The sequence below is a fragment of the Exiguobacterium sp. BMC-KP genome, assembly GCF_001275385.1.
Taxonomy (GTDB): domain Bacteria; phylum Bacillota; class Bacilli; order Exiguobacteriales; family Exiguobacteriaceae; genus Exiguobacterium_A.
Genome location: NZ_LGIW01000013.1, coordinates 62,644 through 84,959, shown reverse-complemented (window position 1 = coordinate 84,959; position 22,316 = coordinate 62,644). Strand labels below are relative to the sequence as shown.

Sequence of the window (22,316 nt, the reverse complement as noted above, 5' to 3'; positions counted from 1 at the left end):
TGGATCTCTCTTTTTTCTAATAGTAGCGTATCTGATACAAACGCGCCAAAGGAAAACGTTCAATATTTTCCACCCAATGGGTCAAATGGTGACGTGTTCAAGTGTGAGAGAAAGACGTACTGTAGAGTGGAGGAGGGATGAAACAATGACATCTGGACAAAAGAAGTGGAAACGCGGTCTTGATTTTTGGCTCTTCGTCGGACCGGTCTTTCTTGTATTCGCAGTGATCGTGCTTGTACCGTTTTTTAATGGCGTCATGTATTCGTTCACGGATTGGAACGGAGTGACCGGAGAATTAAATTGGATCGGCTTTGATAACTATGTCCGTCTCTTTACAAGTGACGAACAGTTCCAGCAGTCATTTTGGTTAACGACACGCTACACGGTCGTCGCCGTCATCTTAACGAATGTTGTCGGTTTCATCTTGGCATTTTTATTAACGCAAAATATTCGTACACGTAATTTCTTGCGAACGATTTTTTTCATGCCGAACTTAATCGGTGGGTTGATTCTCGGATTCGTCTGGCAGTTCATCTACGTTAAAGGATTCGCATCAATCGGTGAATTGACAGGGTGGAGCATATTTGAACTTCCATGGTTAGGAGATGCTCGAACAGGATTTTGGGGAATTGTCATCGTTTCAATTTGGCAAGGTGGCGGTTACATCATGGTCATCTATATCGCGGCTCTACAAAACGTTCCACAAGAGCTGATTGAAGCAGCAAAAATCGATGGTGCGAATCGTCTGTCGACGTTACGGAACATTACGTTGCCGCTGATCATGCCGTCGGTCACGATTTGTCTCTTCTTAACGATTTCATGGTCCTTCAAGTTATTCGATACGAACTTATCACTCACGAATGGCGGACCATTCAAATCGACTGAGATGCTTGCTTTGAATATCTATAAAGAATCGTTTACGAACAATAATCTTGGGCTCGGATCAGCGAAGGCAATCATCTTCTTCGTCGTTGTTGCGGCGATTACAGTCACTCAAGTCTATCTGACGAAAAAACGGGAGGTGGAAGCATGAGTACGGCGCAACCGTTACCAACTCCGCAAGAGGAGAAACCAAAGCGTTCTAAAAAGACGAAAAGTCGCTATTCTTTACGTCTTGGAACAGTCGAACTGGCAGCCTTACTGATGGGTCTTCTGTATATGATTCCGTTTTATTATGTTGTTTCGAATTCATTCAAGACGCAGGGCGATATTTTTACGAATACATCGGGTCTTCCGAAGGAATGGATGACATCGAACTATGCAGAAGCATGGGAAGCGATGAACTTCGGAAAAGTCTTTTTAAACTCCGTCATCATTACTGTTGGTGCTAACGCAGTCATCATCATCTTTTGTTCGATGGCAGCTTGGAAACTCGTTCGGACGAAAACACGTTTGTCGACGATTATCTTCTTCTTATTCGTTGCGGCGATGATCATTCCATTCCAATCGATCATGATTCCCTTATCGAAACTGTCTGGTGATCTCGGATTGCAGAACAGTTATTGGGGATTGATTCTAATGTATCTTGGTTTTGGATCTGGATTATCGATTTTCCTATATCATGGATTCATGAAATCGATTCCTGAAGAAATTGAGGAGGCGGCCATTATTGATGGTTGTTCGCAATGGGGTGTATTCTGGCGAATCGTCTTCCCATTACTCAAGCCAATTACGGTGACGATCATCATTTTGAACACACTTTGGATTTGGAACGATTTCCTATTACCATCGCTCATGTTACGAGACGTCGATTTACGGACAATTCCACTCGCGACATTCTATTTCTTCGGTCAGTATACGAAGCAATGGGACTTAGCGCTTGCCGGACTCGTGCTTGGGATCATTCCATTATTATTGTTCTTCTTTGCCCTACAAAAACAGATTATTCAAGGAATTACGAGTGGATCCATCAAATAATTTTTGTAAGCGCGTTCTCGCTTCTGCGAGAACGCTTTTGTTATGTTTTTTACGTCAGATTAATCTGACAACTTGTATGTTTTTTAAAAAAAAGTCTTTTCAAACACTTGTGACATGTTGTACGATGTTCTCAATTCAATTGTAACAACGACGTTGAAGGGAAGAGTAACACCTTGTACGACCGTATAGCGAGCTGGGGATGGTGAGAGCCCAGTCGGAAGCAAGATGCGAAGAACCTCCCGGAGTCGCTACCCGAACCCGAATGTCAGTAGGCGTAGCCGGAGTTGCCTGTCCGTTATCATAAGGCCGAAGATGAAGTGATTCGTCTTTTGAGTGAGCAACATCGTTGCTAACATGGGTGGTACCGCGGAACCGAGTCTTTCGTCCCATATTCTTGGGAAAGAAGGGCTCTTTTTTATGGCTTCTTTTTCAAAACACAATTGAGGAGGAATACCACCATGACAACACTCGTATCGATGAAACACACACAGGAAGCAATCACACTCGTAAAGAAACGCTTTGAGGAACGCTTTTCGAAAACACTCGGATTGACACGTGTCGAAGCACCATTGTTCGTAGAAAGTACACTCGGTGTCAACGATCACCTCAACGGAGTGGAGCGAATCATTCGCTTTGATGCACTAGATCACACAGCAGATCTTGAAATCGTTCAATCCCTTGCGAAGTGGAAACGCCAAGCACTCCATACGTACGGATTTGAAGCAGGAGAAGGGTTGTACACATTGATGCATGCGATTCGTCGCGATGAAATGTTAGATGCGACTCATTCTATACATGTCGATCAGTGGGACTGGGAACGTATCATTACGAAAGAACAACGGACGAGTGCTTATTTACAAGAAACGGTACAAGCAATCTACGCAACGATTCGCCAAGTCGAACAAGAAGTGGAAGTAGAGTATGGCATTTCAGCGATCTTACCGGAAACGATCCATTTCATGACGACGCAAGAACTTGAGGATGCTTATCCGAAACTCTCGACAAAAGAACGTGAAACAGAAGCTACGAAGACTTACGGTGCTGTTTTCTTGATGCAGATCGGTGGCGCACTAGCTTCAGGAGAGAAGCATGACGGTCGAGCTGCAGATTACGATGACTGGACACTCAACGGTGACATCTTAGTCCACCACCCAGAGATCGGAGCATTCGAGTTGTCTTCGATGGGAATCCGCGTTGACCGTGAAGCGCTGTTAAAGCAGACAGAAATCGCTCAAGAAGAAGATAAGTTGGCTTTCCCGTTCCATCAAGGTGTGCTCGAAGAGCGTCTACCGTTAACGATGGGTGGAGGGATCGGTCAATCCCGTATGGCGATGTTCTTATTGAAGAAGCGTCATATCGGTGAAGTTCAAGCTTCTGTTTGGTCGGAAGAGACACGTAAGAGTCTTCAAGCTGAAGGCATTCACTTGCTCTGACATATATATAGTAAGAAAGCGTCAAAAGAATGACGTTTTAAATACTGAAGAGTATACTTCCATTCGGAAGTGTACTCTTTTTTTAAAGTTCATAAGACCTTAGGCGGAGGAAAGACGTGTCGATTCCTGATAGAATGGGGATAACAATAAATAAGAAAGAGGTGAAAGCATGTCTTCTCTATTAATCGTTGGGATACTCATCCCTATTTTGTTCATTGCGTTTTTATGGTTCAACATTAAAGGCTTACGGACAATGTGGCGGGATTATAAACAGACAGGCTCAATCGTTGCACTCGGCTTCTTTATTGTCGGGATCATCGGGATTTTCACAGGCGTCTGGACGACACTAGTCGTCATCATCTATTATCTCCTCCGTCCAGCGAGAGGATGAACGGAGGGTTACTTGTATGTTGGAATGGTTATTCTCAGCCGGAGAATCCAATCTCTGGCTGTTTTTAGGAATTATGATCGTTGGTCTTGGAACGGAATTGATTCCAGCAGAAGTCGGCTTACCGCTACTAGGTCTATATGTGTCAAACGGAACGGTGAGTTGGACAGTGGCTGTTCTTGTCGGTTTTTTAGGAAGTCTAATGGGGGCAACGGTCTTTTATCTTCTTGGTCGTTATGCGGGGCGTCCGATCCTGGTCAGGTACGGTAAATGGCTACTGATTAAAGAAAAAGAAATCGCTCAGGGAGAGCGGATTGTCGCGAAGTACGGAACATGGTCAGCATTATTTGGACGGTTCTTCCCAGTTGTTCGCTCAGTTGTCTCGATCCCGTGTGGTTTGTTCGGTTTATCGTTCAAGCATTATCTACTCGCTTCAAGTATTGGACTTTTTCCAGTTTCCTTCTTTTACATTTGGGTCGGTGAACGGTTTGGAGTAGAACGGGCTGAATCGATGTTAAAAGGGTTAGAGCAGGAGTTGTGGTGGATTCTAGGCGGAATCGTCGTGGTTCTTGGAGGCTATATCCTCTATCGTCGCTCTAAAGCAAAACAGAAAGAACAGACGCAAGACGCAAAGACGAAGCAACAGAATAAGTGAACAGATCAAAATAGGGTAGTAGATGATAAGCATCTACTACCCTGTTTTGTATGAACCTTAAGCAGGGGGAAACAAGAATCGTTTGAGTGTCTTAATCCGATGTTTTGGAGTAAGCAGTAATAATTGATCGTTGCCTTCAAGAGCAGTGTCACCACGAGGAGTAATAATTTGATCATCACGAATGATGGCGGTAATCAAAAATTCCTGTGGTAAATCAATTTCTGAAATGGTCGTTCCAATGAATGGATGGGACATCGGTAACGTCAATTCAATGATTTCTGCATTTGGTTTACCGATCGACATGAACTCAATGACCGTATGAATAGCAGAGGTCTGTGTCTCATTCAGACGTAACCGCTCAGCAAGAAACGTCAACATACTCCCTTGAATCAGTGTCGACAGCAGAACCGTGAAGAAAACGATATTAAAAATCATCGATGCATTCTCAATACCCGCAACGAGTGGATATGTCGCGAGAATGATTGGCACCGCTCCTTTTAGACCAGCAAAGGAAATAAAGACCTTTTCTTGCCACGAATAACGAAACGGTAGGAGACTTACCCAGACCGATAGAGGGCGAGCAATGAAAATCAAGATCAGTGCCAGTGCGATAGAGGATAGAATGACCTGTACATCAAGCAATTGTTTTGGGAAGACGAGCAGACCGAGCACGATGAACATCCCGATTTGGGCAAGGTGAGCCATACTCATCGTAAAGCGGACGAGCGTCTGACGGTAGACGAGTTCGTGATTGCTAATATAGATCGCCGTGACATAAACAGCTAAAAATCCGCTGGCATGGAACGTATCAGCTAATCCGAAAGACAAGAAAGCAAACGACATGAGCAGGATCGGATAAAAGCTAGACGAGGACAAATCGATGCGATTGATCAATGTCGAGGCTGCCCATCCGATAAATAAACCAATTAGAAGTCCCATCGTCATTTCCCAAACGAGTGAACCAAGTCCTGCTAAGAGTGACGCCTCTTCAGGGTTTGTTACGAACTCAAGGAATAAGACTGTCAAAAAGACGGCCATCGGGTCGTTCGTTCCAGATTCGACCTCGAGTGTGGATCCGACTTTACGTCGAATGGGCTGACCACTTAGGACAGAAAAAATGGCGGCAGCATCGGTCGAACCAACGATTGCTCCAAGCAAGAAAGCATTCGCCCAACTGAAGCCAAGAATGTAATGGGAAGCGACGGCAACGATGGAGGTAGCAATAAAGACCCCGAATGTCGCAAGAGAAAGAGAAGGAGCTAATTCATGACGTACTTCCTTCCAGGCGGTTTGCAGTCCACCTTCGAATAAAATGATGATCAGAGCAACCGTTCCGAGAAGCTGCGCAAGTTCAGCGTCGTCAAAGCGAATAAAGCCTGTAATGTCGCTTCCGGCAATCATTCCAAGTGCGATAAAAATTAATAGTGCCGGAATATTAAGACGACTCGATAACTTTGTCGTCCAAACGGCAGCAAACAGCAATATACCAATCAATAAAATCGTTAGTTGCAAGGACATGGCATCAAACTCCTATTCATGAAAGAATCTCTAGTTTCATGATACAACAATTCCGATGAAAAGACTCGGATAACGATTGTTCAATATTTTCCACCACACCGGACAACTTTCTCTCTCTTCATTGCAAGCGTTTTCATTTATTGTGAAGATGTAGCACGAATATGAAACGAAATCAGGGAGGGAATCCGAATGCGTAAAAGAAGATGGGCAGCATTACCTGTCGTCACGACGGCGATGGTTGTCGCTTTGGCAGCATGTGGTGGCGGTACATTGAATAGCGATGACTCGAAAGATAGTGGTTCAAAAGATGGTAAGACGCTCAACGTATTCCAATTCAAGGCTGAAATCGCAAAAGACATGGAAAAGATGGCAAAAGCATATGAGAAGGAAACAGGAACGAAAGTCGTCGTACAAACTGTTGGTGGCGGATCGGATTATGGTGCGGCTCTGAAATCACAATTCGCTTCAGGCAATGAACCTGATGTTTTCAACAACGGTGGATTCACAGAAGCGAAAACATGGCAGGACAAACTAGAAGACCTATCGGATGAAAAATGGGTCAGTGATTTGACAGACCTCTCAAAAGAGCCGATGACAATCGACGGGAAGTTATACGGAATGCCGATGAACCTCGAAGGATATGGTTTCATCTATAATAAGGATATCTTCAAAAAAGCTGGTATCACAGAACTTCCAAAAACGTTAACTGAGTTGACTGATGCTTCGAAGAAATTGAAAGCAGATGGAGTGACACCGTTCTCGATCGGATACGGAGAGTGGTGGGTTCTTGGAAATCACCTTTTGAACATTCCGGTCGCGCAGCAGGATGATCCGGACCAGTTCATCGCGGACTTGAATGCTGGAAAAGCAAAGTTTGAAGACAACAAACAGTTCAAGGAGTTCATGAATCTATTTGATTTAACGATCAAGTACGGGAACAAAAATCCGTTGACGACGGATTACAACACACAAGTTTCTCAGTTTGCTGAAGGTAAGACAGCGATGATTCAACAAGGGAACTGGGCACAACAATTGATCACGGATGTAAACCCTGAAATCAACATGGGCTTCATCCCGATGCCGATTAATGATGATAAAGAAAAGATGGATCGTCTTCCTGTCGGCGTACCAAACAACTGGGTTGTCAACAAGAACTCGAAGAATAAAGCAGAAGCAAAAAAATTCCTCGAATGGATGGCAACATCTGATACAGGGAAAGATTATATGGTCAATAAATTCAAATTCATTCCAGCTTTCAAATCAATCGAAGCGAAGGATTTAGGACCGCTTGCAGATGATATTCAAGCGTACTCGAAAGATGGAAAAACAATCTCATGGAACTGGTTCAAGTATCCGGATGGAGCAGTAAACGAGTTCGGAGCAATCATGCAAGCATATGTCGGTAAGCAAAAAACGGCTGACGAAATGTTGCAAGATTTTACGAAGACATGGGATAAAATGAAGAAATAAGAATAATACAAAAAACATGCCTGGTCCGATCAATTAACGGAACAGGCATGTTTTTTGTATTACAGGAAGAATAATTGAATGAAGAAGAGAAGCGCGAATACATAGATGAGTGGATGAACGCGCTCTTTTTGGATAGCTTTCATAATCGGATAGACGATGAAACCAAATGCGATACCAGTTGCGATACTACCGGATAATGGCATGATCAAGATGACAAGAAAAGCCGTGAATGCTTCACTGAAATCATCCCATGGAATCTGTTTAATATTTTGAATCATGAAGGCACCGACTAAAATCAATGCTGGAGCAGTGATTGCTGGAACACTCGAAATTGATTGAACGAACGGTCCGAAGATGGCAGATAAGCCGAATAAAATTCCGACTGTCACGGATGTGAGTCCAGTTCGTCCACCAGCAGCGACACCTGCTGCAGATTCTACGTAAGCGGTTGTTGGGCTTGTTCCAAACAATGAACCAGCAACCATTGCTGTTGAATCAGATAATAGTGCACGTTCGCTGTTTTTCAACGATCCATCTTCTTCAATTAGTCCGGCTTGTTCTCCAACTGCGACCATCGTTCCTGTCGTGTCAAACATCGTCACGAGCACGAATGAGAGAACACCACTGAACAAACCATATTGGAACACATCTTGAATGGCGTTGAACGGATTAGTGATGATCAGTCCTTCTGGTAATGTTGGTAATGCGACGAAGGAATCGGAAAACTTCAATTCACCTGTCAAGAATGCAATCAATCCAGAAAGGACCATGGCGTACAAAATAGCACCTGGTACACGTTTGATCGTCAAAATAGCTGCAACTAACAGTCCAATGAGCGTAATGAGTGCTTCTGGTGATGTCAATGCACCGATTGTGACGAGTGTATCTTCACTAGCGACTAAAATTCCTGACATCTTCAGACCGAGTGAAGCGATGAAGAGACCGATTCCACCTGTGATAGCAAGCTTTAATGTCATCGGAATGATTTCAATTAACTTCGTTCGAATCGGTGAGAGTGATAACAATAAGAAAATGACACCAGCGACGAATACGACTGAGAGTGCTGTTTGATATGGGATTTTTTCACCAACGACAAGTGTGTAAGTAAAATACGCATTGAGTCCCATTCCGGGTGCGACTGCGATGGGGAGATTCGCATAAAGTCCCATCAGAAGTGTACCGATCAATGTCGCGATGATCGTCGCAGAAAAAGCTTGAGCTTGCGGGATACCGGCATCTGCTAAAATCGTCGGGTTGACGAGCAAAATATATGCCATCGTAATGAACGTCACGAATCCAGCTTGGATTTCACGTTTTACGGTTGTTTGATGTGCGGCAAGTTTAAACATGGATAAAAGGACCACCTTCATAACAAATTGATTAAAAAACGAACATTGATGATGTTATAGTAAAATTCATTCGGAATCAAGTCGAAACAGAAAAGAATTTTTTTAGCGAATCGAGAAAGAGAATATCAGGAAATGATGTAAGCGGATTCAAGGTTATGATACGATTGATTACAAGAAAAAGGATGGGGGCGCCTTTTATGAAAAGTATCCGGACGCGTTTGATTCGTCTCGTCGTCCTGGCAATCTTGATTCCAACAGCCCTCGCGACATCGATTTCCTACTTGTATGTGCGGCATCAAAACATCGAACAGGCAGAACGTTCTAGCCTGAATGTGTTGACGCGGGGAAATACACAGGTGACCCACTACATAGAGGATATTCGCCGTCTATCGACGAGTCTGTATGCGAATCGTTCGTTGATGAACATCATGCGTGTTGGAGCAGACAAGGAACTAGACGAATCGGATGGAGTCGTTTCGCGAGCGATGTTAGGTCTGTTTTTGTCCCGTCAGGATATCGAGCAGTTGCATTTCGTCATCTTAAATGGCTATTCGGAGTATTCGGTCTACAATATGAAAACGACGAGTCGGGGAACATTCGATTGGATGCAGGAAACGGATTACTTTCAATTGATGAAACAAAAAAATGGCTGGTTAATTGACGGGGCGCACACCATTGAACCGTATAATGTACACACGATGATTCTCGATGAAAAACAAGTTGTTAGTTTTCGTTATCGCATCGATCGTGTCGAAACAGATGAGCCGCTCGGCTTCCTCTCGGTGGATATCCCTGTCCGTGTGTTTGAACAACAGTTGAAGCTGTTCGAGAATGATCCAGAAGAATCGTTGTGGTTGATGACAGATCAGCGTGTTTTGGCACAGACTGGAGCAGAGATGAAACTACCAGTAGATCAATTTACTGGGAAGAGTGGGAGTTTACGTGTCGGAAAATCTTTCATTGTCTACTCGAAGACGATGACGAATGGAGTTCCACTAACACTAGTCAAACGAATTCCGTATGCATCGGTCATCCAAGGAGCGAACGAAACAGCATTGATTCTTGTTTTGATTGGTCTCGTCTCACTATTTGTCATGATCATTGCAGCAAGTCTCGTTGCCATGCAGATTACGAAACCAATCAAACAGTTGACGGCAAATGTCTGGCGAGTCGAACAAGGGGATTTATCAGCGCCATTCGTTGCGACGACGAATGACGAGATTGGATTACTCAACCGCCAGTTTCAACGTATGATTCAACGCATCGATCGTTTAATCAAACGGGAGTATCGACTGGCACTTGAGAATCGGACGAATGAGCTACGGGCATTACAATCCCAGCTCAATCCACACTTTTTATTCAACGCCTTGCAATCCATCGGTACGACGACGTTACAAGGAGACCGGAAGATCGCGTATCGCTCCATCACGGGTTTATCTCAAATGATGCGTTACTCGATGAATAATGAGCAGACGATCGTGACGTTAAAACAAGAAGTCGATCATCTCCAGGCGTATATTCGTTTGCAACAGCAACGTTTTCCAGAACGGTTCCGTTATATCGTCGACGTCCCTTGGCACCTCAATGACATTGAAGTACCAAAGATGATTTTACAACCGTTTGCTGAAAACTATTTTAAGCACGCCTTCCGTCAACAATTAGCAGCAACAGAAAACTATCTCGCTTATAAAGTACGGACGGACGGCGGACGCCTCATCATTCAAATTGAGAATAGCGGCGCCGTCCTCGAAGCAGGGCGACTCGAAGAAATTGATCGGAAAATGCGCATGCATCGTAGTCCGGAAGATCTTGAGACAAGTGGGATTGGTCTCCATAATATTTATGAACGTCTCTTGATTTTTTACGGGGAGGAAGCAAATATGACGCTCTCTTCTGCATCTGTAAAGGGTGGATTCAAAATCGTGATTCGGATTCCATATGAGAAGGGGGAATTGACATGAATGTATTGATCGTAGACGATGAACAACATGTACGGGAAGCGGTCAAACTGCTCGGAGAATGGGACAGTTGGCAGGTCTCACGCATTTACGAGGCGGAACATGGGGAAGAAGCCAAACGCTTACTGGATACCGGAACGATTGATTTAATGCTGACAGATGTCGAAATGCCAGGACTCGACGGATTAACGTTACTAGAATGGACAAAAAATCATCATCCAAAGGTCGTCACGATCGTGCTGACAGGGTATGATGATTATACGTATATGCGGCGTGCCATTTTGCATCAATCCTTCGATTATTTATTGAAGCCTGTTGATCCAGATGTACTCAATGATGCCTTGTCCCGCGCGATGGAATGTATCCATCCGGTAGTGGAATCAGGGGAAGCGATTGATCAAATCGCCAAATACATCGAAACGCATTATGCGGAAGAATTGACACTACAATTCATGAGCGAACGGTTTTACTTGAGCCGAGAGTATATATCACGACGCTTCAAACAGCGTTTTTCTGTTAACTTATCTGATTACATTCAAACGATTCGCTTGAATCGGGCGAAGGAATTATTGAGTGAGACGGAAGCGCGCATTTACGAAATCGCACTTGAAGTCGGATATCAGGACGATAAGTATTTTCGGAAAGTGTTCAAAAAACAATTCGGCATGACACCGAATGAGTTTCGTGAATTGTTGTCGATTTAAACGACTATCGAGGAGGAATCGTACATGAGTGTACACATTAATGCAGCTGAAGGACAAATCGCCGAAACGGTCTTACTTCCAGGAGATCCGTTACGTGCTAAATACATCGCTGAGACGTTTTTAGAGGATGTCGTTCTCTACAATGAAGTTCGAGGAATGTATGGCTTTACAGGTACTTATAAAGGTAAAAAAGTTTCGGTTCAAGGAACAGGCATGGGTGTACCATCGATGTCGATCTATGCGAATGAACTCGTTCAGTCGTACGGTGCGAAGAACTTGATCCGTGTCGGAACTGCTGGTGGTATCACGCCAGACGTTAAGGTCCGTGACGTCGTCATCGCGATGAGTGCTTCTCATGACATGGCACAAAACCGTGTTCGTTTTAACGGCTTAGACTACGCACCGACAGCTTCTTTTGATTTGTTGCATAAAGCGTATACAGCAGCAAAAGAACAAGGTATCGATGCAAAAGTCGGTCAAATCTTCACGACGGATCAGTTCTATCAAGATGACTTCCACCATTTCAAAAAATGGGCCGATTTCGGATGTCTTGCGATCGAAATGGAAGCGGCAGGTCTTTACACGCTTGCAGCGAAACATAAAGTGAATGCATTGACGATCTTGACGATTTCAGATCATCTGTTGACAGGAGAAGAAACGACATCGGAAGAGCGCCAGACGACATTCAACGATATGATGAAAGTTGCGCTTGAGACAGCGATTCAATTATAAGAAGGAAGACGGAGAAGCCTCTCCGTCTTTTTTCGTATCGAAAAAGAGATATGGTAAGATGAGAACAGTGTTATAGATCAGTTAAAGGGGAGATTCTCGGATGGAAACAACGATTACAGAAACAGTGCTATCAGAACGCCTTCAGACGCAGCGCCACTTTTTCCGAACAGGTGCGACACGCAGTCTAGCCTTTCGCTTAAGTATGCTGACATTCTTACGTCAAGCAATCGAAACGCATGAAGCCGCGATTTATGAAGCATTAAAACAGGATCTTAATAAAGGACAGCATGACGCGTTCACAACTGAAATCGGATTCGTTTACGGAGAGATTCAACGGATGGAAAGACAACTCCGTCGACTTGCACGACCAAAACGTGTAGCAACACCTCTCTTGCATATCGGATCGAAAAGTGAAATTCAGTACGAGCCATATGGCAATGTTCTCGTTATCGCACCATGGAACTATCCATTCCAATTAGCACTCGCTCCCGTTATTGGCGCGATTGCTGCTGGGAATACGGTCGTCCTTAAACCATCCGAGCTGACACCGAACGTCTCTCGTGTATTACGAGAAGTTTTTGAAACGGCCTTCCATGAACGATTCGGAATCGTCATTGAAGGGGATGCTGAAGTCAGTAGCGCCTTGTTGAACGAGCGCTTTGATTATATCTTCTTTACGGGTTCCACACGTGTCGGAAAAATTGTGCACCAGGCAGCTGCGAAACATTTGACACCGGTCACGCTTGAGCTAGGTGGGAAATCTCCGACAATCGTGCACAAGGATGCGGACCTTCGTCTAGCAGCCAAGCGGGTTGCATGGGGGAAATGGTTAAATGCTGGGCAAACATGTATTGCTCCGGATTACGTATTGATTCACGAAGATGTCAAAGAACGCTTCCTGCAATTGATTGAAGAAGAAGCTTTCAAACAGTACGGGAACGGTGTTGGTGTTTCTTCGTACGTCAAAATCGTCTCAGACGACCATTTGGAGCGTCTAAGCAGTTATTTGACGCAAGGTACGATTGAATTTGGAGGACAAGTAGATCCAGAAACCCGTAAGATGGCGCCGACTGTCATGACGGATGTGGCGACGGATGCTCCATTGATGCAAGATGAAATTTTTGGACCGATTCTACCTGTACTCACATATCGTGAAATCGAGGAAGTCATCACGTTCGTCAATGATCGTGACAAGCCGCTTGCTCTTTATTTGTTCACAGAGAATAAAGCCGTCGAACATCGTATCCTTGAACGGATTTCGTTCGGTGGTGGATGTATCAACGATACACTGATGCACGTCGCACAGCACCACTTACCATTTGGTGGAGTCGGAGCAAGCGGGATGGGTGGATATCACGGGAAATATAGCTTCGAGACGTTCAGCCATCGAAAAGGAATCGTCAAAAACACGACGGCATTTGATCTACCGTTCCGCTACATGCGAACAAATACCAATTCCAAATGGATGCGCTTTTTGTTATGATGAGCTGTATTGAATATATGGTATGAGAGGGATTTTGATTGTGAAGAAGAAATTAATTCGACTCATGAAAAAAACAGGTATGGTGGAGCGAAGTCTTCGGACCATGATGCGAATCTTCACCTTATTTCCGGTACGGAAAAATCGTGTCATGTTCGAAAGCTTTTTGGGCAAACAATACAATGATAGTCCTAAAGCCATCTACGATGAGTTGAAAAAGATGAACGCCGGCTTAGAACTGATTATCAGCAAACAACGCGGTGTTTCTATAACGGATGAACATGTAACATCTGTGAATCGGATGACGATCAAATGGATTTTTTTATTAGCTACTTCTCGCGTTTGGGTGTCCAATAGCCGCCTTCCTTCGTGGCTAGTGAAACGAAAAGGTACTCTATATTATCAAACGTGGCATGGTACACCATTAAAAAAATTAGCGCTTGATATGACTGATGTCCGAATGGCGAACACATCAACTGATCGCTATAAAAAAGATTTCATAAGAGAGTCAGCAAAATGGGATGTTCTTCTTTCTCCGAACGCATACTCTAGTAAAATTTTCAAAAGAGCGTTTGGATACGAAGGCAAAATGTTAGAAATCGGATATCCTAGAAATGATGTGTTGTACCAAAATGAAAAGCAGGAAAGTCTTGTCGAGCGGGTAAAGGCACATTATCAAATAGAATCCGATAAAAAAATTATTTTATATGCTCCAACATGGCGAGATGATGATTACGCTGAACAAGGAAACTACTCATTTACGTTACCTTTCTCCATTGAACGATTCGATGAAGAATTTGGTGATGAGTATACGATGCTTGTACGACTCCATTATCTTGTTGGAAATCAACTGGATTTGAGTGCTGTATCAGCGATTAAGAATGCCTCTAGATATCCTGAAATTTCTGAGCTATACTTAGCGGCAGATATCTTGGTGACGGATTATTCCTCTGTGATGTTCGATTATGCGCACTTGAAACGTCCTATGCTATTCTACACCTATGATCTCAAACATTATCGTGATCACTTGAGAGGATTTTATTTTTCTTTTGAGAAAGAAGCACCGGGTCCGTTGATTCAAGACGAACAACTTCTTTTTGAAGAAATTAGACAAATTGATTCGTGGGAGCGACGATTCAATTTGAAGAGTGAAGCATTTCGTCGTCACTATTGTGAATGGGATGACGGTCATGCAGCAAAAAGAGCTGCAATGGATATCTTAGAGAATATTAAATAAACGGGGAGTGTTTTTTAGATGAAGAAGGTCATTACGTACGGTACATTTGATTTGTTACACTGGGGACATATCAACATTTTGCGTCGAGCTAAAGAAATGGGTGATTATCTCATCGTTGCAATTTCGACAGATGAATTCAATCGTCTTAAGCATAAACAAGCGTATCATAATTATGAGAATCGTAAATTGATTTTAGAAGCCATTCGATATGTAGACGAAGTTATTCCAGAAAACAACTGGGAACAAAAAGTAGAAGACGTTCAAAAACATGGTGTAGATGTATTTGTAATGGGAGATGACTGGAAAGGTGAGTTCGACTTTTTGAAAGATCATTGTGAAGTCGTTTACTTAGAGCGTACTGAAGGAATCTCGACTAGCCAAATTAAAAATGAGCTTGGCTCGAATTAATGAATAATGTTGAGGCCTCGCGGAAGTGAGGTCTCTTTTTTAAGGGAGTCACTAAATATGCGTTCAATGATTATTTCGATCTATTTATTCATCTTTCGAATAGTCTATAAACTATTTTGCTTTTTACCCGTTCAAGAAAAAACGTTATTTTGGATGAGCTATGGTGAAAATGCGATGCCGATACATCTTCGCTTAAATCAGCGAAAAAAACAACAAAAGCAAGTTCTCATCTTCGATAAACGCTATATGCGGGCGACAGATTATTGGAATGTCAGTCGTAAAGTTGCTTATCATCCTATGCGATTGATTACGATGTCTTATCATTTAGCTACTTCTCGTTATATTTTTTTAGATAATTATATTGGAGAATTCAGTGTTGCCTCTACTCGAAAACATACAAGACGGATTCAATTGTGGCATGCCGCTGGAACGTTAAAACAATTTGGACTGACCTCATCGAAAACTCGTTCGATGTCAACGCAGGCACAAAAACGATTTCGACGTGTTTATCAAGAATACGGAGATTTTATTGTTCCCGGAATGCGTTGTGCTGAACAATTTATGATACCGCATGATCTAGAACGATCCCACTTTAAACCGTTCGGCATGCCACGAACAGATTATTGGTTCGACGAGAGACAGCGAGAGCGTAAGCTACTTGAACTTAAAAAGCGGTTCGTAAAATCTGACCGCCGAATCTTATTGTATGCACCGACATATCGAGAAAACAAAGGAATGGAAGACCAAACGATTCAACAATTCGAACAACTCGCTAAATCGGGGTGGACGATTCTCGTTAAATTACATCCGACGATTCAGGCACTTTCTACTGATCGTTCTCCGTATGTGCATTTGTTAGACGATACGTATCCAATCAATGATTATCTGCTTATCACAGATGTTCTTGTGACCGATTATTCTTCGATTCCATTTGAAAGCTGTCTGCTGAAAATTCCTGCGTTCTTATATACACCGGATATTGACACATACCGACAACTACCAGGACTTATCAATCAGTATCCGAAGCCGCTACCTGTCAGACAAACAGAGCGGATGGAGCAGTTGATAGAGTGGGTCATGTCTGATGCGATACTTGAAGAATGTCGTCAGCATATGCAGGAGTTTCAAACCAGTTGGTATGATCAGACACCTGGTCAAGCAGTCAATCGAATCGTTCATCATTACTATGGCGTAGATCAATGATATCAGTCCTGACGATTTCTTTTGTACTCTCAAAAGCAGTCGTCAGGTAATGTTTAAAGTATAAATGTGAAATGTTGAACAAAGTTTGACAATCTTTTGAAAATCCATTCTTTTGGACTGTGATGTTCTATACTAAAAGCAGAAGAAGAGGAGAGGAGAAATGGATATGCTAACTTGTGGAACGACTGAAGCCAATACGTTCGTCTTATCATCAGAGACACGAACGTTGCTTGAAAGCTTCATGACAGAAACGACGTTCAAAAAGGATTCCATCGTCTGTTGGGAAGGGGAAATGAACGATAAGTTGTTTTATGTGAAACAAGGAGGCGTCAAACTATCGAAGTTGACGAAAAAAGGCAGTCCATTACTCATGTTTTTATACTTCAAAGGAGATTTGTTTGGTGAATTTGATGTAGGAGAAGCTTTTCCGAGTTCCTACAGTATCGAAACGATGGAAGATAGCATCATCGGATTCTTATCAAAAAACCAATTAGAAGAGCTCATGAAAAAAGACGGTGCCTTTGCGCTTGAGATCATGCGATGGCAAGCATTGATGCGGAAACAGACAGAAACGAAACTACGTGACTTACTACTTTTTGGAAAACCAGGTGCATTAGCTTCGACGTTACTTCGCCTGATTGCGATGGAAGGAGAACAACTGGGGGAAACTTACCGTCTTGCGAAGCGACCATCCGACGGGGAGTTTGGTCAATTGATCGGTGCACCACGTGAAACCGTTAATCGTATGTTTTCTCAGTGGAAAAAAGAAGGGATTATTTCGATGACGGCAAAAGAAATCATTATTCATGATCCACAATATCTACGGGATCTGTGTCATTGTGAAGGGTGTCCGGCAGGTGTTTGTCGAATTTAATAGCTGATCTAAGAATAATCGCGACGTGAAACAGGATTTTCCTGTCTCACGTCATTTTTTATATGTAGAAAAATTTTCTATACTCATTTAGATGTGAACTTTCTGTGTGTTTTCGAAATAGAAACTGCGGAATCTTCACATTTAAAGTGATGTTTATCACAGTTTCCTGACCTGTTGAATTCTTACAATTAAGACAAGTTCAAAGCAGGAGAGGAGTAATCACCGTGAGCAAAAAAACAGAATCGAACCTCAAAGGAACATTCGTTGCTGTCCTGATTGTAGCAGGTGTCATCATCGGGATGTGGAGCTCAATCTTTCTATTATTTATATCACGTTAAGGGGGAGTTACGATGCATATTCATCGTCTAGAAAAAATCTGGTTGATCTTCGGAGTAGCGATGTTAGCAGTCTTCTTGACTATCATCGGTGTATCAGCCTTTGCATCTGGGAATCAACCGCCATCCGATGCGACGTTGATTGACCCGACGAAAGTCGATCAAACGAAACCATTCGATAAGCCAGGGCTAAAGAAGATTGATGACAACCGTTACGAAGCAGTCATCGTTTCACAAGCTTTTCAGTTTACACCAAAAGATATGGTCATACCTAAAGGGGCGACGGTCGATTTTCTCGTGACATCAAAGGACGTCGTACATGGATTTGAAATCGTCAAGACAAACGTCAACATGATGGTCGTTCCCGGACATATTAATTCAATCGAGTATACGTTCAAGGAAGCAGGCGAATATCTTGTCGTCTGTAACGAATATTGCGGATCAGGTCATCATATGATGGCAACTAAAATCAAGGTGGTGGAATAAGATGAATGCCATTTCTAAAAAACTAAGACAGTTTGAGATGGAGCGTGGTCTGCCGGCTACTGTCATCGGAATTAAAGAAGCGAAACTTGCCTTCGCGCATGTTAGTTTTTCACTCGTTGCCTTATTGATCGGTGGTTTATGTGGACTATTGCAAACGATGGTACGTACAGGTGCCATCCCAGAAATCGCCGGAATCGGATATTATGAGCTTCTGACCGCTCATGGATTAATGCTTGCGATCGTCTTTACGACACTATTCATTTTTGGGTTATTGTTCTCATTTTTAGGTCAATCATTTGGACGATTTGAAGATTTTCCACGACGTCTCGGATGGGTCGGATTCTGGTTCATGATTCTTGGTGTCATCCTCGTCACATGGATGGTACTTGCAGGAGAAGCTTCCGTCCTCTATACATTCTATGCCCCACTCAAGGCACATCCTGTATTTTATATCGGACTCGTCATCTTCGTCGTCGGAACATGGATTGCTTCGGGTGCCATGTTCCGCATGTATGCTGATTATAAGCGGGAACACCCTGGTGTTCATCCACCCCTGCAAGCGTACATGAGTATCATGACTGCCTTGTTATGGGTCGTTGCGACACTCGGCGTAGCAGCGACGATTCTCTTTCAGTTACTTCCTTTATCCCTCGGTTGGACGGATAAGGTCGGAATTGAACTATCGCGGACACTATTTTGGTACTTTGGTCATCCACTCGTCTATTTTTGGTTGTTACCTGCTTACATTGTCTGGTATACCGTCATTCCGAAAATCGTTGGAGGAAAGATTTTTTCTGACGCGTTAGCACGTATGTCATTTTTATTGTTCCTACTCTTTTCGTTCCCGGTCGGTTTTCACCATCAATTGTTAGAACCAGGAATCTCAGCATTTTGGAAGTATATCCAAGTCGTCTTGACGTTCCTCGTCATCATTCCATCATTGATGACAGCTTTTTCGATGTTTGCGACATTTGAACTCGCTGGACGTCGAAAAGGAGCGACTGGGATATTTGGTTGGGTGAAAAAAATGCCGTATCGTGATGTCCGTTTCCTTGCACCGTTCATCGGGATGTTGTTCTTCATTCCTGCAGGTGCGGGTGGTGTCATCAATGCATCGCATCAACTGAATATCATCGTCCACAACACGTTATGGGTCACCGGACACTTTCATATTACGGTCGGTGCCGCTGTGGCATTGACGTTCTTCGGAACAGCGTACTGGCTTGTTCCTCTCTTACGTGGTCGGACGTTGACAGCGGCAATGAATCGTATCGGGCTTATTCAAACGGCTGCCTGGACGATCGGAATGCTCTTCATGTCGACGGCGATGCATATTTCAGGTCTACTCGGTAATCCAAGACGGACCGGTCCGGCCGGCTATTTCAAGGATTCGATCGTCGCCGACTGGATTCCGTATCATGTTGCCATGGCGATTGGTGGAACGATTTTGTTCATCTCGATTCTCTTGTTCTTATATGCCATGTTCCAGCTTGCTTTCCGGACACCAAAAGGAACGGAAGAATTTCCGATCGCTGAAACAGAAGAAGAAGCGATGGCAACGCCACTCTTCTTTGAGAACTGGAAGTTATGGATCTTCGTGACATTCGCTTTGATTGCGTTTGCGTATACGGTACCAATCTGGCATATGATCGAAAATGCTCCTCCAGGCGCTCCAGGATGGAAGCTCTGGTAAATGATATAACGAAAAGCAAAGAACCCCAGATTGTTTCCGAGTAGGAGACAATCTGGGGTTCTTGCGTGAGCTGAAGGAATAAGTAATGAAGTGCTAAATCTTATTTGACGAGATTATGCTTGAAGGCATAGACGACGGCTTGTGTGCGGTCTACGACATCGAGTTTTGATAAGATGTTCGAGACGTGTGTCTTGACAGTTTTTAAGGAAATGAATAATTCGTCTGCAATTTCTTGGTTCGCCATACCACGTGCCATCAATTGAAGGACTTCTTGCTCACGTTCCGTTAAATCATCATGCAAATGTGTCGTGGGACGACGGAGACGTTCCATCATTTTACCCGTCACTTGTGCTGCCATGACAGATTGACCGTTTGCGGTCTTACGAATCGCTTCTGCAATATCAAAAGCGCTAGCTGTCTTTAAGACATAACTCATCGCACCGGCTTCGATGACAGGATAGACCTTCTCATCATCGAGAAAGCTCGTCACGACAAGAATTTTTGCTTCCGGCCAGTCTTTGCGGATCAATCGTGTTCCTTCGACACCGTCGACTGGCTCCATCACTAAATCCATTAAGATGACATCCGGTCGGTGTTCAAGCGCAAGCAGGGCTCCCGCTTGACCATCCGATGCTTCAGCGACGACTTCGATGTCTGGTTGTGTGGAAAGGAAAGCAGACACACCGGCCCGGACCATCTCATGATCATCTACTAATAATACGCGTATCATACTTGCACCATCCGATCTTTTCTAAGTTTTACTTCGATTTGGGTACCTTGCCCTGGAACACTGATGAGTCGGATCGTTCCGCCCATCTCAGCCGTTCGTTCCCGCATTGAATTAATGCCGTAAGAAGCAAGTTTTTTTTCATCAACGACGAACCCAACACCATCATCATTCATGCTCAGGATGATCGTTTCGTTGAATTGCCGGAGTTCAATATCCATATGAGACGCTTTTGCATGACGTAGTGCATTTGTTAATCCTTCTTGGACGATTCGGAATAGCTCGTTTTCGATTTGTCGTGGCAGTGACATCTCTTCTAACTTCCAGCTCAATTGCGTGGATTGCTTTCTAGATAATTCTTCGAGTAGCTGAGAAAGTCCTTGTTGCAACGTCATCCCTTCGAGTTCGACGGGACGGAGCTGAAGCAACAGGGAACGCATTTCAGACTGAGCCGTTTGCGCCATCGTTTCGACCATCTCAATCTGTTTAGCTGCAGCTTCAGGTTGAGACAAAATCGTTTGTTTGGCAGCTGTCGTCATCATCGAGATAGCATAGAGCTGTTGCGAAACGGAGTCGTGCAGATCGCGTGCGAGTCGCTTGCGTTCTTCTGTGACAGCTTGAACTCTTACTTGTTCGACATGTTGCGGACGCGTACTGATCTTTTGTACCGTTTCGACTTGTTCGTCGATGCGTTTCCCGATCCGCGACAGACGTGTCAACGTATGAAAGTAGGGACCTGGAACAATCGTGACATCCTTTCCTTGCTCGAGTTCAATGATGGCAGTCGTGACACGCTTGAAGTCACGTCTTAAGAAAAAGTAATGCATGCTTCCGATCGCAAGCGGCAGAAGTAACGATAGTCCGATGACGAGCAGAAGGACAGGGAAATCTTGTTGACGGACAAAGAGGACATGCCAATCGACTTGACGTGTACTTAAGAACAATAACGTCGTCATGACGGCTGTCAGAAAGCCCGTCATGACTTGGAGCGCAATGACACCAAGCGGGAATTGATCACGCTTCATATCGAAGACACCTCCACATTGCCAATGCCGAGCATGACATGAATACGCACTTTACGCGTTGCCTCACTGTATTCAGGTGCTCGAAATTGAATACGTCGATTAAAGAAGGTCGGGATCCGGCGGATGTCCGTCTTGACACTTCCGAAGCCGATTGACGTATCGAGCGTATAGTCGTATCCGGACGGTAACAGAATTCGGACGTCCCCGACGACGCCACTAACGACAATCAAAGTCTCACCTTCCGGGACATAAGCGTGCGTCAAATCAATTTCTAAATCCTTGACGATGAACTGTTCACTTAAATCCTGTAAGACGTACGGTGCATCGGCTTGGGTCGAGAAGGAATAAGCGGGCTGAATCTTGATGCCTTCCTCTTCATATTGATGCGGTGCAATCCGTGAAAATAAAAATTCGCGGACGGAATGCCGTGTCACGAGAATGATCCCAAGATAGAGCAAAATCCCGGCAATGACAAAACCGATGGCAGCCGAACTGAGAACAACGCCAGCAAGAATGATCGTACCGACGATGTAGAATAGAATCGCTAATTTTTCATGATTACGGCGCCGGAAATGGATTCCGACGTAATACAGCAGGAAAGGAAATAAGACACCAAATAATACGTTTCCTGCACCGGATAATAGGTCGTAGAACAGACCGAGGGCGAACAGGATCGATACGTAACCGACCAGTTGTTTCGTACTTAATCGTCGCACGATCAATC

22 protein-coding genes and 1 other annotated feature are annotated in these 22,316 nt (G+C 43.9%); of the genes, 17 read left to right on the top strand and 5 right to left on the bottom strand.

Features of this window, described 5'->3' with window-relative positions:
- Positions 1 to 145 precede the first annotated feature (145 nt).
- The 5 genes from ADM98_RS03260 to ADM98_RS03240 all read left to right on the top strand — a co-directional run bounded on the left by ADM98_RS03260 (position 146) and on the right by ADM98_RS03240 (position 4,393).
- Positions 146 to 1,033: a carbohydrate ABC transporter permease gene (locus tag ADM98_RS03260; protein WP_053452242.1), complete on the top strand. Its 888-nt coding sequence runs from the start codon at positions 146 to 148 to the stop codon at positions 1,031 to 1,033.
- Positions 1,030 to 1,917 (top strand): carbohydrate ABC transporter permease, encoded by an 888-nt coding sequence (locus tag ADM98_RS03255; protein ID WP_053452241.1) that lies wholly within the window; start codon positions 1,030 to 1,032, stop codon positions 1,915 to 1,917. Before ADM98_RS03260 ends, ADM98_RS03255 begins: the two co-directional genes overlap by 4 nt.
- A 144-nt stretch (positions 1,918 to 2,061) precedes the next feature.
- Positions 2,062 to 2,309: a binding site (T-box leader), on the top strand.
- A gap of 66 nt (positions 2,310 to 2,375) precedes the next feature.
- On the top strand, positions 2,376 to 3,350 hold the full coding sequence (gene asnA / locus ADM98_RS03250) for an aspartate--ammonia ligase (RefSeq protein ID WP_053452240.1): 975 nt from the start codon (positions 2,376 to 2,378) through the stop codon (positions 3,348 to 3,350).
- A gap of 169 nt (positions 3,351 to 3,519) precedes the next feature.
- Positions 3,520 to 3,741, top strand: a complete 222-nt coding sequence (locus ADM98_RS03245; protein ID WP_053452239.1) for a hypothetical protein — start codon at positions 3,520 to 3,522, stop codon at positions 3,739 to 3,741.
- 16 nt (positions 3,742 to 3,757) lie between these two features.
- Positions 3,758 to 4,393: a DedA family protein gene (locus ADM98_RS03240; protein WP_053452238.1), complete on the top strand. Its 636-nt coding sequence runs from the start codon at positions 3,758 to 3,760 to the stop codon at positions 4,391 to 4,393.
- 57 nt (positions 4,394 to 4,450) lie between these two features.
- Here the strand turns inward: ADM98_RS03240 and ADM98_RS03235 are convergent, their stop codons facing one another.
- A complete protein-coding gene (locus ADM98_RS03235; RefSeq protein WP_053452237.1) occupies positions 4,451 to 5,911 on the bottom strand; it encodes a potassium/proton antiporter in 1,461 nt (486 codons plus the stop codon).
- A gap of 189 nt (positions 5,912 to 6,100) precedes the next feature.
- On the opposite strand from ADM98_RS03235, the gene ADM98_RS03230 reads away from it, so the two are divergent.
- The gene (locus tag ADM98_RS03230; RefSeq protein WP_053452236.1) at positions 6,101 to 7,381 is read left to right on the top strand and encodes an ABC transporter substrate-binding protein; all 1,281 of its coding nucleotides are present in this window, start codon (positions 6,101 to 6,103) and stop codon (positions 7,379 to 7,381) included.
- A gap of 59 nt (positions 7,382 to 7,440) precedes the next feature.
- On the opposite strand, the gene ADM98_RS03225 is transcribed toward ADM98_RS03230, so the two are convergent.
- Entirely contained in the window at positions 7,441 to 8,730 is a 1,290-nt protein-coding gene (locus tag ADM98_RS03225; protein WP_053452235.1) for an NCS2 family permease, read from the bottom strand.
- 197 nt (positions 8,731 to 8,927) lie between these two features.
- On the opposite strand from ADM98_RS03225, the gene ADM98_RS03220 reads away from it, so the two are divergent.
- From ADM98_RS03220 to ADM98_RS03175, 11 genes are all read left to right on the top strand, one after another.
- Positions 8,928 to 10,691 (top strand): sensor histidine kinase, encoded by a 1,764-nt coding sequence (locus tag ADM98_RS03220; RefSeq protein WP_053452234.1) that lies wholly within the window; start codon positions 8,928 to 8,930, stop codon positions 10,689 to 10,691.
- The gene (locus tag ADM98_RS03215) at positions 10,688 to 11,392 is read left to right on the top strand and encodes a response regulator transcription factor (RefSeq protein WP_053452233.1); all 705 of its coding nucleotides are present in this window, start codon (positions 10,688 to 10,690) and stop codon (positions 11,390 to 11,392) included. The genes ADM98_RS03220 and ADM98_RS03215 overlap by 4 nt, the downstream gene beginning before the upstream one ends.
- A gap of 24 nt (positions 11,393 to 11,416) precedes the next feature.
- Positions 11,417 to 12,124, top strand: a complete 708-nt coding sequence (gene deoD / locus ADM98_RS03210) for a purine-nucleoside phosphorylase (protein WP_023467244.1) — start codon at positions 11,417 to 11,419, stop codon at positions 12,122 to 12,124.
- Between the two features lie 100 nt (positions 12,125 to 12,224).
- Positions 12,225 to 13,607, top strand: coding sequence for an aldehyde dehydrogenase (locus ADM98_RS03205; RefSeq protein WP_053452232.1), 1,383 nt, complete (start codon positions 12,225 to 12,227; stop codon positions 13,605 to 13,607).
- A gap of 64 nt (positions 13,608 to 13,671) precedes the next feature.
- On the top strand, positions 13,672 to 14,841 hold the full coding sequence (locus ADM98_RS03200; RefSeq protein WP_235504823.1) for a CDP-glycerol glycerophosphotransferase family protein: 1,170 nt from the start codon (positions 13,672 to 13,674) through the stop codon (positions 14,839 to 14,841).
- 18 nt (positions 14,842 to 14,859) lie between these two features.
- Positions 14,860 to 15,249: a glycerol-3-phosphate cytidylyltransferase gene (gene tagD, locus ADM98_RS03195; RefSeq protein WP_053452230.1), complete on the top strand. Its 390-nt coding sequence runs from the start codon at positions 14,860 to 14,862 to the stop codon at positions 15,247 to 15,249.
- A gap of 57 nt (positions 15,250 to 15,306) precedes the next feature.
- Positions 15,307 to 16,452: a CDP-glycerol glycerophosphotransferase family protein gene (locus ADM98_RS03190; RefSeq protein WP_053452229.1), complete on the top strand. Its 1,146-nt coding sequence runs from the start codon at positions 15,307 to 15,309 to the stop codon at positions 16,450 to 16,452.
- 160 nt (positions 16,453 to 16,612) lie between these two features.
- On the top strand, positions 16,613 to 17,326 hold the full coding sequence (locus ADM98_RS03185) for a Crp/Fnr family transcriptional regulator (RefSeq protein ID WP_235504822.1): 714 nt from the start codon (positions 16,613 to 16,615) through the stop codon (positions 17,324 to 17,326).
- Between the two features lie 224 nt (positions 17,327 to 17,550).
- On the top strand, positions 17,551 to 17,664 hold the full coding sequence (locus ADM98_RS17225; protein WP_235504821.1) for a cytochrome C oxidase subunit II: 114 nt from the start codon (positions 17,551 to 17,553) through the stop codon (positions 17,662 to 17,664).
- 12 nt (positions 17,665 to 17,676) lie between these two features.
- Complete coding sequence (locus tag ADM98_RS03180) at positions 17,677 to 18,147, top strand: cytochrome c oxidase subunit II (protein ID WP_053452228.1); 471 nt, start codon at positions 17,677 to 17,679, stop codon at positions 18,145 to 18,147.
- A 1-nt stretch (position 18,148) separates the two neighbouring features.
- Positions 18,149 to 19,840, top strand: a complete 1,692-nt coding sequence (locus ADM98_RS03175) for a b(o/a)3-type cytochrome-c oxidase subunit 1 (protein WP_053452227.1) — start codon at positions 18,149 to 18,151, stop codon at positions 19,838 to 19,840.
- Between the two features lie 100 nt (positions 19,841 to 19,940).
- On the opposite strand, the gene ADM98_RS03170 is transcribed toward ADM98_RS03175, so the two are convergent.
- From ADM98_RS03170 to liaF, 3 genes are read right to left on the bottom strand one after another with little or no spacing between them, the layout of a single operon-like run.
- On the bottom strand, positions 19,941 to 20,570 hold the full coding sequence (locus ADM98_RS03170) for a response regulator (RefSeq protein ID WP_023467256.1): 630 nt from the start codon (positions 20,568 to 20,570) through the stop codon (positions 19,941 to 19,943).
- Positions 20,567 to 21,592, bottom strand: a complete 1,026-nt coding sequence (locus tag ADM98_RS03165; protein ID WP_053452226.1) for a sensor histidine kinase — start codon at positions 21,590 to 21,592, stop codon at positions 20,567 to 20,569. Before ADM98_RS03165 ends, ADM98_RS03170 begins: the two co-directional genes overlap by 4 nt.
- The gene (liaF, locus tag ADM98_RS03160; RefSeq protein WP_053452225.1) at positions 21,589 to 22,308 is read right to left on the bottom strand and encodes a cell wall-active antibiotics response protein LiaF; all 720 of its coding nucleotides are present in this window, start codon (positions 22,306 to 22,308) and stop codon (positions 21,589 to 21,591) included. Before liaF ends, ADM98_RS03165 begins: the two co-directional genes overlap by 4 nt.
- Positions 22,309 to 22,316 lie beyond the last annotated feature (8 nt).